We start from the raw sequence: 13,092 nt of genomic DNA, 5'->3' as shown, positions 1-13,092 counted from the left end.
TCGAGTAAAAATAATTCTCATTTAGTTCAGGATGACCAGCGCCGGGTATTCCGAAAGCTTGGCCGAGGTGATATGCGCCAGTGAGCGCACCACGTCCAGCGGCTGGTCGAGGCGGTAGTTGCCGGTGACGGCTGTGCTGGCGAGCTTGTCGTTGGTGTTGACGATCCAGCCCGGGTAATAGCGGCGCAACTCGGCCAGCACTTCACTCATCGGGCAGTTTTCAAACACTAGCCGGCCCTGGACCCACGCCAGGTCTTTGCTCACATCCAGTTTGGCGGGTTGGCCAAAGCCTCTGGGGCCGATACGGATGCTCTCACCAGCGCGCAGGCGCACGCGGGCATCGTCGAAGGTGTTGCTCAGGTCGACATTGCCGCGCTGCACCTGCACTTGGGCCTCGCCATTGAGGTAGCGCACGGCGAAGTCGGTGTCGCGCACGCTGGCGCGCACCGGGCCGGCGTCGATCTCCAGCGGCAGGCCACGGTTGGGGGCTATTTCGAAAAAAGCCTCGCCTTGATACAGGCGAGCGATGCGCTGGTGGTCCTTGATGCTGCTGGAAAACGCCGAGTTGGTGTTCAACAGTACTTTGGAGCCATCGTCCAGTTGAAGGCGTTGGCGTTCACCGACGACGGTGAGGTGGTCGGCTTGCAGGCGCACGGGCAGGCTGCTGAAGCTGAACAGGCTGATCAGCAGCACGGCAGCGGTGGCCAACGGTTTCCAATGCGGTTTGATCCGGCGCCAGGCGCTCGGTTTACGCGGCGCCGCCAGGGCCACGGCGGCGCTGTGTACTGGCGCGCCACCCCACGCGGCCTGGGCCTTGTTGAAGGCGAGCAGGTGCGCCGGGTCGCTGGCCAGCCAGGCGTCGAACTCGGCTTGCTGCCCGGGTTGCGGGCACTGCAAGGCGATCAGCCAGTCGAGGGCCTGGTCCATAGCCGTGTCTTGCAACACCTCATGAGCCAGCTCATGGGGACGCAGTTTATTCGGGGCCGTCACGGTGTTCCTCGGGTCTTCGCCACGTTCTGTTCATCTTTCCTGCAGCCTGGATCGATACCTCTGTCGGGTGAAGCTTAAGGCTGATCCAGACGTTCGGCCACACCTACACAGATGGCCATGATCAATTTCAGTTCCTTTTGCACGGTGCTCAAGGACACTTGCAACTGATCGGCAATCTCCTGATAGCTGCAACCGTGCAGGCGGCTGAGGATGAAAATCTGCTGTTGGCGGGCGCTCAACTGGCCGAGGCTGACACTCAGGTGTTCGAGCAACTGTTCGGCCTGGGTTGCGTCCTCGGGTGTGCTGATGGAGGCAGGGACGCTTTGCAGCACGTCCAGTGGAACATCTTCCTGCAGCGTGCGGGCTTGAATACGACGCGAACGCAGGTGGTCCAGCGCCAAGTTACGCGCAGTTTGGTAAACGAAGGGTTCGAGGTGATCAATCGGCCGCTCGCTGAGGGCCCGGGTGACGCGCAGGTAGGTTTCCTGCAACAGGTCCTCGGCGGTGCTGGGGTTATTCACCATCCGCTGCAAGGTGCGTAGCAGAATCACCCGCTGGGTGAGAAAGACGTGGTTGAAGCGAGATTGGCTCACAGTGATACCAGACCGATATGCAGTTAATGATAATGCTTATCATCAACTCAAATGGCAAGTGGCTATTGCTGTGAGCCAATCATTTGCTTACTCGGCGTTACACAGCGCCAGGCAATTATCCAACATACGGTTGGAGAAGCCCCACTCGTTGTCGTACCAGGCGAGTACTTTCAGCAATTTGCCGCTAACTTTGGTGTGATTGGCATCGAAGATCGACGATAGCGGGTTATGGTTGAAGTCACTGGAAACCAGCGGCAGGGTGTTGTAGCCGAGAATTTTCGAATGCTGGCTGGCTTCCTTGAGCAGTGCATTGACTTGCTCGGCCGTGGCTTCTTTTTTCAGCTCTACGGTGAGGTCGACCAGCGACACGTTGATCACCGGTACACGCACCGCCATGCCAGTCAGCTTGCCCGCCAGTTCCGGCAGCACCAGGCCGACCGCTTCTGCGGCGCCGGTCTTGCTCGGGATCATGTTCTGGGTAGCCGAGCGCGCGCGGTACGGGTCGGTGTGGTAGACGTCGGTCAGGTTCTGGTCGTTGGTGTAGGCGTGAATGGTGGTCATCAAGCCGTTTTCAATGCCCAACTCGCGGTGCAGCACTTGGGCGACCGGTGCCAGGCAGTTGGTGGTGCACGAAGCGTTGGAGATGATCTGATGGGATTGACGCAGGATGTCATGGTTCACACCGTAAACCACGGTGGCATCGGCGCCTTTGGCCGGGGCCGAGATGATTACCTTGCGCGCGCCAGCGGTAATGTGGGCGGCAGCCTTGTCACGGTCGGTGAACAGGCCGGTGCATTCAAACACCACGTCGATCTTGTGCGCAGCCCACGGCAGGTCGGCCGGGTTGCGAATGGCACTCACGGCGATCCGGTCACCATTGACGGTCAGGCTTTCCTGGTCGTGGGCAACCTCTGCTTCGAAAGTACCGTGTACGGTGTCGTATTTGAGCAGGTGGGCATTGATCGAACTGTCGCCCAGATCATTGATGGCGACGATCTGCAAATCCTGGCGATAGCCTTGGGTATACAGTGCGCGCAGGACATTACGGCCGATACGGCCAAAACCATTGATTGCGATACGAAGAGTCATTGGAAGGTGCCTGTCGTCGATTTGTTGTAAGAATTACAAGATTATTCGCATAAAAATAGAAAACAAGCCTTTTTAGTGGCAATATTTTGTTCAATCTACAACGAGTGACCTGAATCAACTGGTCCGATGATTCAAACGACACCCTGCCATCCCATGAGCTGCGGGCGTTTGATCAGCATAGGAACGAAGGTCGCCACATCCGTTAGCCTGGAGTTCTACACATGCATCCCCGCGTTATTGAGGTCACCGAACGGCTTATCGCCCGCAGTCGTGCAACCCGCGAGGCTTACCTTGCGCTCATTCGCGGCGCAGCCAGCGATGGCCCGATGCGCGGTAAGCTGCAATGCGCCAACTTTGCCCACGGCGTAGCCGGTTGTGGCACTGAAGATAAAAATAGCCTGCGCATGATGAATGCCGCCAACGTGGCAATTGTTTCGTCATATAACGACATGCTCTCGGCGCACCAGCCGTACGAACATTTCCCTGAACAGATTAAAAAAGCCCTGCGTGAAGTCGGCTCGGTCGGCCAGTTCGCTGGCGGCACGCCCGCCATGTGCGACGGCGTGACCCAAGGCGAACCCGGCATGGAGCTGAGCCTGCTCAGCCGTGAAGTCATCGCCATGTCAACGGCGGTAGCACTGTCCCACAACATGTTCGATGGGGCGCTGATGCTGGGCATCTGCGACAAGATCGTGCCGGGCCTGATGATGGGCGCCTTGCGCTACGGCCACCTGCCGATGATCTTCGTACCCGGCGGCCCAATGCCCTCGGGCATCTCCAACAAGCAGAAGGCCGACGTGCGCCAGCGTTACGCTGAAGGCAAGGCCACTCGCGAGGAACTGCTGGAATCGGAGATGAAGTCCTATCACAGCCCCGGCACCTGCACCTTCTATGGCACCGCCAACACCAACCAGTTGCTGATGGAAGTGATGGGCCTGCACTTGCCGGGCGCCTCGTTCGTCAACCCGTACACGCCGCTGCGTGATGCGCTGACCCGCGAAGCTGCGCATCAGGTCACGCGCCTGACCAAGGCCAACGGCAACTTCACGCCGATCGGCGAGATCGTCGACGAGAAATCCATCGTCAATTCCATCGTCGCCCTTAATGCCACCGGCGGTTCCACCAACCACACGCTGCACATGCCGGCGATCGCCATGTCGGCAGGCATCATTCTCACCTGGCAGGACATGGCCGACCTCTCCGAGGTGGTGCCGACCTTGTCCCACGTGTATCCAAACGGCAAGGCTGACATCAACCACTTCCAGGCAGCGGGCGGCATGTCGTTCCTGATCCGTGAACTGCTCGAAGCCGGCTTGCTCCACGAAGACGTCAACACCGTGGCAGGCAAGGGCCTTAGCCGTTACACCCAGGAGCCGTTCCTGGTCGACGGCGAGCTGATCTGGCGCGACGGCCCGATCGAAAGCCTTGATGAAACCATCCTGCGCCCCGTGGCCCGTGCGTTCTCGGCGGAAGGCGGCTTGCGCGTAATGGAAGGCAACCTCGGCCGTGGCGTGATGAAAGTTTCCGCCGTGGCCCCGGAGCATCAGATCGTTGAAGCACCGGCGGTGGTGTTCCAGGATCAGCAGGATCTGGCCGATGCGTTCAAGGCCGGCCAGCTGGAAAAAGACTTTGTCGCGGTGATGCGCTTCCAGGGCCCGCGCTCCAACGGCATGCCGGAACTGCACAAGATGACGCCGTTCCTCGGTGTATTGCAGGACCGTGGCTTCAAAGTGGCGCTGGTGACAGATGGGCGTATGTCTGGCGCGTCGGGTAAGATCCCCGCCGCGATTCATGTCAACCCCGAAGCCCAGAGCGGCGGGCCGCTGGCACGGGTCAAAGATGGCGATATCATTCGCGTGGATGGCGTGAAAGGCACCTTGGAGCTTAAGGTGGACGCCGAAGAGTTTGCAGCGCGCACGCCTGCCACGGGCCTGTTGGGCAATAACGTGGGGGCCGGGCGTGAGCTGTTTGCATTTATGCGCTTGGCCGCAAGCTCCGCAGAGCAAGGCGCCAGCGCCTTTACCTCTGCCTTGGAGACGCTTAAGTGAAGCTTGCGCTGGTCGGTGATATTGGGGGTACCAACGCCCGTTTTGCGTTGTGGCGAGATCAGGAGCTGCATTCGATCCGCGTGCATGCCACCGCAGATCACTCTAGCCCTGAGGAGGCCATCAAGGTCTACCTCAAGGAAGAAGGCCTGCAGATCGGCGACATCGGCGCGGTGTGCCTGTCGGTCGCCGGGCCGGTGAGTGGCGATGAATTCAAATTCACCAACAATCACTGGCGCCTGAGCAAAACTGCATTCTGCACAACCTTGCAGGTCGATGAGCTGCTGCTGGTCAATGACTTCACGGCCATGGCATTGGGCATGACCCGCCTCAAACCCGACGAATTTCGCGTGGTCTGCGAAGGCACGCCGGAACCGATGCGTCCAGCCGTGGTGATCGGCCCGGGCACCGGCTTGGGCGTCGGCACCTTGCTGAATTTTGGGGGCGGCCGCTTCGCAGCGCTGCCGGGGGAGGGCGGGCATGTCGACCTGCCGCTGAGCAGCCCGCGTGAAACCCAGCTGTGGCAGCACATCTACACTGAGATCGGCCACGTCAGCGCCGAAACAGCGTTGAGCGGCGGTGGCTTGCCGCGTGTGTACCGCGCGATCTGTGCGGTCGACGGGCATACACCGGTGCTGGACACGCCCGAAGCTATTACGGCGGCAGGTCTGGCCGGCGACCCGGTGGCGATGGAAGTGTTGAACCAGTTCAGCATCTGGCTGGGCCGGGTAGCCGGTAATAACGTGCTGACCACCGGTGGTCGGGGCGGTGTGTATATCGTGGGTGGGGTGATTCCACGGTTTGCCGACTTCTTTATCAGCAGCGGTTTTGCTAGGAGCTTCAGCGACAAAGGCTGCATGAGCGACTACTTCAAAGGCATTCCGGTGTGGTTGGTGACCGCGCCGTATTCCGGGTTGACCGGGGCTGGCGTTGCACTGGAGCAGGCTTTTGCATAGGTGCTGATGGCGCTCTCGCAGGCAGGCCAGCTCCCACAAGAGAATGCATTCCTTCTCAAAAATAGACTTCAAATGTGGGAGTGGGCTTGCCCGCGATAGCGCCTCAAGGGCAACAAATGACTTAAGCTTGGCCATAACAACAAGGAGGACCCCGTGAGCGTAATCAGTAAATCGATTCTCCTCGTCGACGATGACCAGGAAATCCGCGAATTGCTGCAAACCTACCTCAGTCGCGCCGGCTTCCAAGTCCGTGGCGTGCCGGATGGCGCGGGGTTCCGTCAAGCGATGAACGAGGCGCCGTGTGACCTGGTCATCCTCGATGTGATGTTGCCCGACGAAGACGGTTTCAGCCTCTGTCGCTGGATTCGCCAGCACCCTCGCCAAGCGCAGGTGCCGATCATCATGCTCACCGCCAGCTCCGACGAAACCGACCGCGTGATCGGCCTGGAACTGGGCGCCGACGATTACATCGGCAAGCCATTCAGCCCGCGCGAGCTGCAAGCGCGAATCAAAGCCCTGCTGCGCCGTGCCCAGTTTGGCCAGGAACGCAGCAGCGGCGGCGACGTGTGGGTGTTCGATGAGTGGCGCCTGGACATGGTCAGCCATCGCTTGTTTCACGTTGATGGCGAAGAGGTGATTCTCTCCGGTGCCGACTTTGCCCTGCTCAAACTGTTCCTCGATCACCCGCAACAAATTCTCGACCGCGACACTATCGGCAACGCCACCCGTGGCCGCGACCTGATGCCGCTGGACCGTATCGTCGACATGGCCGTGAGCCGCTTGCGTCAACGCCTGCGCGACACCGAAAAACCGCCACGGCTGATCCGCACCGTACGCGGCAGTGGTTATCAGCTGGCAGCCAGCGTGGTTGCCGGCAATGCCCACTGAGCCTGTGACAGAACGCCGCCGCCGTTTTCCTGTGCCGCGCTCGCTGCTGGGGCGGATGCTGCTGCTGACCTTGCTCGCGGTGCTGTTCGCCCAGGCGTTGTCCAGCGTGATTTGGGTTTCGCAATTGCGCGCCACCCAGCTTGAAGGCTTGGTCACCGCCGCCCGCAGCCTGGCGCACTCGATGACGGCCAGCGTGAGTTATTTCCGTTCGCTGCCAGTGGCCTATCGCCCGTTAGTGCTGGATCAATTACGTAGCATGGGCGGCACGCGTTTTGTGGTGACCCTCAATGACCGTCCTTTGGACATGCAGATATTGCCCCAGACCCCGCGCAAGCAGGCGGTGCTGCAAGCGGTAGACGAAGTGCTGCGCCAGACCCTGGGCGGCGACGTGCATATCTCGGTGGAATTCGTCAGTGCCGAGGACCTGCGTATTTTCAACGCCGGTTTGAAGCTCGATGAACTGCCGCGCTCCTGGGCGCATTACGCGCTGACCCTGGAGCCGGTCAACCCGCCGGTGCTGGTCACGCAGATCCAGCTGGCGCCGGGCGAATGGCTGTACATCGCCTCACTGTTGCCCGAGCCCTACACCAGCCTTGAAGAACAAGGCCTGCCCTCGCAACAGGTGTGGTTCATCGTGCTGACCAGCGGCTTCCTGCTGCTGTTTATCGGCCTGCTGGTGCACTGGCAAAGCCGGCCGCTCAAGCGCCTGGCGCGGGCGGCGCGGGACATGTCGTTGGGCGCCGACGTTGAGCCGGTGGCCGAAGGCGGCGGCAGTGAAGTGGTGGAAGTGGGCCGAGCGTTCAATGCCATGCGCGAACGCATCAGCCGTTACCTGACCGAACGCAGCCAGTTGTTCAGCGCGATTTCCCACGATTTGCGCACGCCGATCACCCGTCTGCGCCTGCGCGTGGAACTGCTCGAAGATGAGAACCTGCAAGCCAAGTTCGGCCGCGACCTGGACGAGTTGGAGTTACTGGTAAAGGGCGCGCTGCAATGCGTGAAAGACACCGACATCCACGAAAACATCGAGCCGGTCGACCTCAACCACGTGCTCGATTGCCTGGTGGAACCGTACCTGGCGCCCAATGGCAATGGCCGCATCACTCAGGACGGTCGAGCATTGGTGCCGTATGCGGGCAAGCCGCTGGCGCTCAAGCGTTGCATCGGTAACCTGATCGACAACGCGTTGAAGTATGGGCAGAACGCGCATTTGCACATCGAAGACGATGGCGCGGAATTTATCCTGCACGTGGATGACGAAGGGCCTGGCGTACCGGAGCAGCGGCTGGAGCAAGTGTTTGAACCGCATTTTCGTTTGGCCGGCCAGCAGCAGGGTTATGGCCTGGGCTTGGGTATCGCACGTAACATCGCCCACAGCCATGGCGGCGAAGTGAGTTTGCAGAACCTGCGCGAGGGTGGTTTGCGGGTGACGCTGCAGTTGCCCCGGACCCTGGACTAAAAAAACCACCGATCAAATGTGTGGGCTTGCCTGCGATAGCGGCGGGCCAGCCAGTGCATGGTTAACGGATACACCGCCATCGCAGGCAAGCCACACACAATATTAATTGCAGTGGGTCAGATGCTCTGGCGCAACCGGGCCAAATCTCTCAGCGGTGGCGCTCCAAACAATCGGCTGTACTCCCGGCTGAACTGCGACGGGCTTTCATACCCCACCCGATACCCCGCCGCCGAGGCCTCCAGGCCTTCGGCAATCATCAGCCGCCGCGCCTCCTGCAAGCGCAACTGCTTCTGGTATTGCAGCGGGCTCATGGCGGTGATCGCCTTGAAGCGATGGTGCAACGTCGAGACGCTGAGGTTCACTTCCTTGGCCAGGTCATCAATGCGCAGCGGCTGTTCATAATTACCGTTCAACCACTTGATCGCCTGGCTCACTCGATGGCTCTGACTGTTGGCCACAGCGATTTCGTACAGCCGGTAGCCCTGCGGGCCACGTAATAACCGATAGAGGATCTCGCGATTGATCAACGGCGCCAGCATGCCGATGTCTTTGGGCGTGTCCAGCAGGCGCGCCAGGCGCAGCACGGCATCGAGCAGTTGGGTGTCGATGCGGTCGACGTACATGCCACGCGAGGTCGGGCGCGACGGCACGCCCATCGGGCCGGCTTCGGCGATCAGTGCAGTCAGCTGTGCCGGGTCGATATTGATGCGCACCGACAGGTTGGGGTCTTGCGCAGTGGCTTCGATGATCCGTCCGGCCACCGGCATCGCGACTGAAAACACCAAATAATTGAGCGGGTCGTAGGCAAAGATTTCGTCGGCCAGGCGTACTTCCTTGCTGCCGCTGGCGAGGATGCACAGCGCGGGCTCCACCAGCACCGGCATAAAGTCGCGTGGTGTGTTGTGGCGATTCAGGAACAGCGAGGTGATTGCCGTGCCGTACGAGCCATCTTCCCACGTATGTCGGTGCACAATGCTCGCCAGTTCGGCGCGCTGTTTTTCCATCTCGGCATCGAGGGGCATGGGCTCAAGTTCCGGCGACGACATGGTGCGTCCTCTACAAGCTTCTTTAATGGGCCAAGCTTAGCGGCGGCTTTTGAAAAGGTGTTACGTCGATTCTGCACAATCCTTGCCTGATCCTGCGATAAGTCGTGAATCAGGCAAGTACGGGGCTTGTCATCGCCCCGAAACGCTGAGCATGGGCGTGGAATAAACCCTGGGGCTCAAACGTCTTATCCACGCTTCTCGCAGGATTGTGCAATAAGCCTGCAGGAATTGACTAACCGCGCCCATACCCGCGCCGCTATCTTTGATCCTGTGGCAACACGCCCTCACAGTGCTTGCCGAGCATCACTTCTCAACGGGAGAGTCGAACATGTCCACCCCCATTCCCGCGAGCCATATGGCCTTTATCCGTGCCCGCACCGGGTGCAGCACCGAACTCGGTGCACGCTTGAGCTGTTTGATCGAACCGGGCCGTCAGGCTCAGGGTTGCCTGCAATTCTCGTTGCAGCACTCTCAGGTCGACCCTGATGTATGGCTGGTATCGGGCTTCTGGAGCAGCGAGCAGGCGATGAGCGCCTACTTCAGTTCGCCAGCCCTGATGATCTTTACCGAGCTGTTAAACGACGGGGTGGTCCGCAGCATGGACTTCCAGACCTTCACCGATGCATCCGCAGCGCATGCCTTCGGCGAGTACCTGCAACTGGCCGGTTAGTGCTTTAGAATGGCCGACTTTCCCATTGGCCAGGACTTGTAACATGGCACGTAAAGAGTTTGCCCACCACGAAGCCGTTTCCGCCTTGGTGCGTGAAGAAGAGGGTGGCTACAGCGCTGCCATCGCCGTCAAGGCACTGGATGGCATGGGCGCCCCAAAGTTTCACAAGATCCTAGATGGACACACATTCAAGACCGCTGACGACGCCGACGATGCGGCTGCCGCGCAACTGGAGCGGCTGGTCGATGTGGACGAAGAAGGGCAGCTGACTTGGGTATCTGCCGCTAACTAAACAACACCGATGAGCCAAATGTGGGAGCAAGCCCCCTCCCACATTTTTTTGCGTGCCAATCAGCGCTGAGTGGCGCCTGGGCGATACATCTTGAATAGCGACTCGGGCCCCAACTGGAAGTAATCCGCTGGCCCACCACCGCGTAAGATCGGCTCGGCGGCGGCGGTGTCGTAGACCCCATCCTTGAGCAGCCACTTGGCAATGTGCACCGCGACCACCTCGCCCAACACCAGCCAGCTCGGCACCCATTCCTTGTCGGCCCTCTGCAACTGAATGATCTGCGTCACCTTGCACTCGAACGACACCGGGCTCTCGCCCACGCGCGGCGCGCCGACGATTTTCGACGCCACCGGCGTGAGGCCGGCCAGCTCGAACTCGTTGACCTCTGGCGATACCGCCGCGCAACTCTGGTTCATCTGCTCGGCCAACGGGCGAGTGGCCAGGTTCCACACAAACTCGCCGGTGTGTTCGATGTTGTTCAGGCTGTCTTTGCGCCCGACACTGGAAAACCCAATGATCGGTGGAATGTAGTTGAACGCATTGAAGAAGCTGTAGGGCGCCAGGTTCAGGCGGCCTTGGCTGTCGTGGGAAGAAATCCAGCCAATCGGCCGTGGGCCGACGATGGCATTGAACGGGTCGTGGGGCAGGCCGTGGCCGTTGGCGGGTTCGTAGAAATGGATATCGTCAGACATGGGCCGGGGTTCCTGCTGTGGGGGTCTGTGAGGCAGCCATAGTGCAATCCATAACCGCGAATTTCCATTGGCTATATGGAATTTTCATTGATTGCCCACCTATTTTTCACAGCCTCCCGTTCAGTCTGCGCGCCAGGTCGACACCCCCTATAAGTCGGCCCAATGAACGACTGAGCTTCGGAGCCTTCTGCACCATGAACAAACTTCCTCAGATCACCCTAGCGTTCTGGGTCATGAAAATCTGCGCAACGACCTTGGGCGAAACCGCCGGGGATTTGTTGTCGATGACATTGAATGTCGGCTACGCCATCAGTTCGATGATTCTGATCAGCGTGTTTCTCGTCACCCTGGTGACCCAACTCTGGTCGAAAACCTATAACCCGGTGCTGTACTGGGTCGTGATTTTGTCCACCAGCACGGCTGGCACCACCATGTCGGACTTTATGGACCGTACGCTGGGCTTGGGTTATGCCACCGGGTCGATGATCCTGGTCGTGATCCTGATGATCATCTTTGCCTTGTGGCACCTCAGCGGCGATTCGCTGAACGTGAACAAGGTGCAGACCTTGCGGGGCGAGTTGTTTTACTGGATGGCGATTCTGTTCTCCAACACCTTGGGCACCGCGTTGGGCGACTTCCTGGCGGACGATTCCGGGTTGGGCTTTGCCGGCGGTGCGTTGCTGATCGGCTCGGCCATCGCCGTGGTGGTTGCCCTTAAATACTTCACCCAAATATCGTCGGTGCTGTTGTTCTGGGTGGCGTTTGTGTTGACCCGACCGTTTGGCGCAACCTTGGGCGACTTCCTCACCAAGCCCCATGAAAAGGGCGGGCTGGATTTCGGCACTATGGGTTCATCGGCGGTGTTGGCTGCGGTGCTGGTAGTGATGATTGCCGGGGCGTCGTATGCGCGACGTCGGTATGGGCGTCAGCAGTCCATAGAGCTGACATGACGCTTTTTTGGAAACGCTAAAGAACGAAATGTGGGAGCGAGCAAGCCCGCTCCCACACTTTTTAGTCCGTGGTAATCCGCGAATGCTTGCGCGTGTCTTTCATGGTCACGTAAACCAGCAGAGACACCGCAATACACGCCGTCACATACCAGTAGTAACCGGTTTCCATCCCAATGCTCTTGAACCACAGCGCGATATATTCAGCGGTGCCGCCGAAGATCGACACGGTGAGTGCATACGGCAGGCCCACGCCCAGCGCGCGAATTTCCGTAGGGAACAGCTCAGCTTTTACCACCGCGTTGATCGAGGTATAGCCGCTGACGATGATCAGCGCCGCCATGATCAGGAAGAACGCACCCCACCAGCTTTGGATGGTGTGCAGGGTGGTGAGGATCGGCACGGTGAACAAGGTGCCGAGGATGCCGAAGGCGATCAGAATCGGCCGCCGGCCGACTTTGTCGGACAGCCCGCCGACCAGGGGTTGCAGGCACATGAACAGAAACAGCGTTGCGGCCGAAATGGTGGTGGAGTCGGAAATGCTCATGCCGACGGTGTTCACCAGGTATTTCTGCATGTAGGTGGTGTAGGTGTAGAACGCCAGGGTGCCGCCCATGGTCAGGCCGACTACGGTCAGCACTTCTTTGGGGTGACGCATCAAGGTGCGCATGGCGCTTTCCTTGGCTTTTTCCTTTTTGGTGAACGACTCGGTCTCTTCCATGCCACGACGCAGGAACAGCGCAACCACTGCGCACAGCGCGCCGATGGCGAACGGGATGCGCCAGCCCCAGGCATACAGCTGTTCGGTGGTCAGGGTTTGTTGCAGCACGATCAAGACGGCCAGGGCGATGAGTTGGCCGGAGATGAGGGTCACGTACTGGAAGCTGGAGAAGAAACCGCGACGTTCCTTGGTCGCCATTTCACTCAGGTAGGTGGCCGAGGTGCCGTACTCGCCGCCAACCGACAGGCCTTGCAGCAAGCGTGCAAACACCAGCAGGATCGGTGCGCCAATACCGATGGTGTCGTAACCCGGTGTCAATGCGATCAGCAGGGAGCCGAAGCACATCAGCAATACCGAGGCCATCAGCGCGGCCTTGCGGCCTTTGTAGTCAGCGTACAGGCCCATCAGCCAGCCACCGATTGGGCGCATGATGAAGCCCACGGCGAAGATGGCGGCGGTGTTCATCAACTGGGCGGTGGAGGAACCGGCGGGGAAGAAGGCTTTGGCGAAGTACAGCGAGAAGGCGGCGTAGACGTACCAGTCATACCACTCGACCATGTTGCCGACGGAGCCGCTGAAGATCGATTTGATCCGGCTGGACGTCGTGCGTTCTTTTGCCGGCGCAGCCGCCGACCCCAGAGGCAAGGTGTTGGAGTTATCCATTGAAGGATCCTTCATCTAATTGTTTTTGTGGAGCGGCGCGA

The 13,092-nt window shown here is 59.8% G+C and carries 13 protein-coding genes; 7 read left to right on the top strand and 6 right to left on the bottom strand.

All coding sequences use genetic code 11. The features are described 5' to 3' along the window. Nucleotides 1–21: 21 nt before the first annotated feature. From E0F99_RS04410 to gap, 3 genes are all read right to left on the bottom strand, one after another. Entirely contained in the window at nucleotides 22–990 is a 969-nt protein-coding gene (locus E0F99_RS04410) for a FecR family protein (protein WP_083356949.1), read from the bottom strand. 74 nt (nucleotides 991–1,064) lie between these two features. After that, nucleotides 1,065–1,583, bottom strand: a complete 519-nt coding sequence (locus tag E0F99_RS04405; RefSeq protein ID WP_083356950.1) for an RNA polymerase sigma factor — start codon at nucleotides 1,581–1,583, stop codon at nucleotides 1,065–1,067. An 87-nt stretch (nucleotides 1,584–1,670) separates the two neighbouring features. After that, a complete protein-coding gene (gene gap / locus E0F99_RS04400; protein WP_083356951.1) occupies nucleotides 1,671–2,672 on the bottom strand; it encodes a type I glyceraldehyde-3-phosphate dehydrogenase in 1,002 nt (333 codons plus the stop codon). Between the two features lie 221 nt (nucleotides 2,673–2,893). Between gap and edd the strand changes: the two genes are divergently transcribed. From edd to E0F99_RS04380, 4 genes are all read left to right on the top strand, one after another. Further along, on the top strand, nucleotides 2,894–4,720 hold the full coding sequence (gene edd, locus E0F99_RS04395; protein WP_083356952.1) for a phosphogluconate dehydratase: 1,827 nt from the start codon (nucleotides 2,894–2,896) through the stop codon (nucleotides 4,718–4,720). After that, nucleotides 4,717–5,673 carry a glucokinase gene (locus E0F99_RS04390; RefSeq protein WP_083356953.1) on the top strand — a complete coding sequence of 319 codons (957 nt, stop codon included), beginning with the start codon at nucleotides 4,717–4,719 and terminating at the stop codon, nucleotides 5,671–5,673. The genes edd and E0F99_RS04390 overlap by 4 nt, the downstream gene beginning before the upstream one ends. A gap of 153 nt (nucleotides 5,674–5,826) precedes the next feature. Next, nucleotides 5,827–6,561 carry a response regulator gene (locus E0F99_RS04385; RefSeq protein ID WP_083356954.1) on the top strand — a complete coding sequence of 245 codons (735 nt, stop codon included), beginning with the start codon at nucleotides 5,827–5,829 and terminating at the stop codon, nucleotides 6,559–6,561. Next, on the top strand, nucleotides 6,551–8,020 hold the full coding sequence (locus E0F99_RS04380) for an ATP-binding protein (protein WP_083356955.1): 1,470 nt from the start codon (nucleotides 6,551–6,553) through the stop codon (nucleotides 8,018–8,020). The genes E0F99_RS04385 and E0F99_RS04380 overlap by 11 nt, the downstream gene beginning before the upstream one ends. Nucleotides 8,021–8,136: 116 nt before the next feature. Here the strand turns inward: E0F99_RS04380 and E0F99_RS04375 are convergent, their stop codons facing one another. After that, a complete protein-coding gene (locus E0F99_RS04375) occupies nucleotides 8,137–9,066 on the bottom strand; it encodes an AraC family transcriptional regulator (RefSeq protein ID WP_083356956.1) in 930 nt (309 codons plus the stop codon). Between the two features lie 328 nt (nucleotides 9,067–9,394). Here E0F99_RS04375 and E0F99_RS04370 point away from each other — a divergent pair, with 328 nt between their 5' ends. Together E0F99_RS04370 and E0F99_RS04365 are read left to right on the top strand one after the other, a co-directional pair. Continuing rightward, nucleotides 9,395–9,736 (top strand): antibiotic biosynthesis monooxygenase family protein, encoded by a 342-nt coding sequence (locus tag E0F99_RS04370; protein ID WP_083356957.1) that lies wholly within the window; start codon nucleotides 9,395–9,397, stop codon nucleotides 9,734–9,736. 43 nt (nucleotides 9,737–9,779) lie between these two features. After that, the gene (locus E0F99_RS04365; RefSeq protein ID WP_083356958.1) at nucleotides 9,780–10,028 is read left to right on the top strand and encodes a hypothetical protein; all 249 of its coding nucleotides are present in this window, start codon (nucleotides 9,780–9,782) and stop codon (nucleotides 10,026–10,028) included. Nucleotides 10,029–10,087: 59 nt separating this feature from the next. Here E0F99_RS04365 and E0F99_RS04360 read toward each other — a convergent pair whose 3' ends face one another. After that, a complete protein-coding gene (locus E0F99_RS04360) occupies nucleotides 10,088–10,720 on the bottom strand; it encodes a flavin reductase family protein (RefSeq protein WP_083356959.1) in 633 nt (210 codons plus the stop codon). A 194-nt stretch (nucleotides 10,721–10,914) separates the two neighbouring features. Between E0F99_RS04360 and E0F99_RS04355 the strand changes: the two genes are divergently transcribed. After that, nucleotides 10,915–11,670, top strand: a complete 756-nt coding sequence (locus E0F99_RS04355; protein WP_083356960.1) for a COG4705 family protein — start codon at nucleotides 10,915–10,917, stop codon at nucleotides 11,668–11,670. Nucleotides 11,671–11,731: 61 nt separating this feature from the next. Here the strand turns inward: E0F99_RS04355 and E0F99_RS04350 are convergent, their stop codons facing one another. After that, entirely contained in the window at nucleotides 11,732–13,051 is a 1,320-nt protein-coding gene (locus tag E0F99_RS04350; RefSeq protein WP_083356961.1) for an MFS transporter, read from the bottom strand. Between the last annotated feature and the right edge of the window lie 41 nt (nucleotides 13,052–13,092).

The sequence above is a fragment of the Pseudomonas antarctica genome, assembly GCF_900624995.1.
Lineage (GTDB): Bacteria > Pseudomonadota > Gammaproteobacteria > Pseudomonadales > Pseudomonadaceae > Aquipseudomonas > Aquipseudomonas antarctica.
This window is presented reverse-complemented; position numbering and strand designations above follow the sequence as displayed.

Excerpts from the sequence above, each read along its gene's own strand:
- E0F99_RS04360 (WP_083356959.1), bottom strand. The coding sequence starts at position 10,720 with ATGTCTGACGATATCCATTTCTACGAACCCGCCAACGGCCACGGCCTG.
- E0F99_RS04370 (WP_083356957.1), top strand. The coding sequence starts at position 9,395 with ATGTCCACCCCCATTCCCGCGAGCCATATGGCCTTTATCCGTGCCCGC.
- E0F99_RS04355 (WP_083356960.1), top strand. The coding sequence starts at position 10,915 with ATGAACAAACTTCCTCAGATCACCCTAGCGTTCTGGGTCATGAAAATC.
- E0F99_RS04350 (WP_083356961.1), bottom strand. The coding sequence starts at position 13,051 with ATGGATAACTCCAACACCTTGCCTCTGGGGTCGGCGGCTGCGCCGGCA.
- E0F99_RS04365 (WP_083356958.1), top strand. The coding sequence starts at position 9,780 with ATGGCACGTAAAGAGTTTGCCCACCACGAAGCCGTTTCCGCCTTGGTG.
- E0F99_RS04375 (WP_083356956.1), bottom strand. The coding sequence starts at position 9,066 with ATGTCGTCGCCGGAACTTGAGCCCATGCCCCTCGATGCCGAGATGGAA.
- E0F99_RS04380 (WP_083356955.1), top strand. The coding sequence starts at position 6,551 with ATGCCCACTGAGCCTGTGACAGAACGCCGCCGCCGTTTTCCTGTGCCG.
- gap (WP_083356951.1), bottom strand. The coding sequence starts at position 2,672 with ATGACTCTTCGTATCGCAATCAATGGTTTTGGCCGTATCGGCCGTAAT.
- edd (WP_083356952.1), top strand. The coding sequence starts at position 2,894 with ATGCATCCCCGCGTTATTGAGGTCACCGAACGGCTTATCGCCCGCAGT.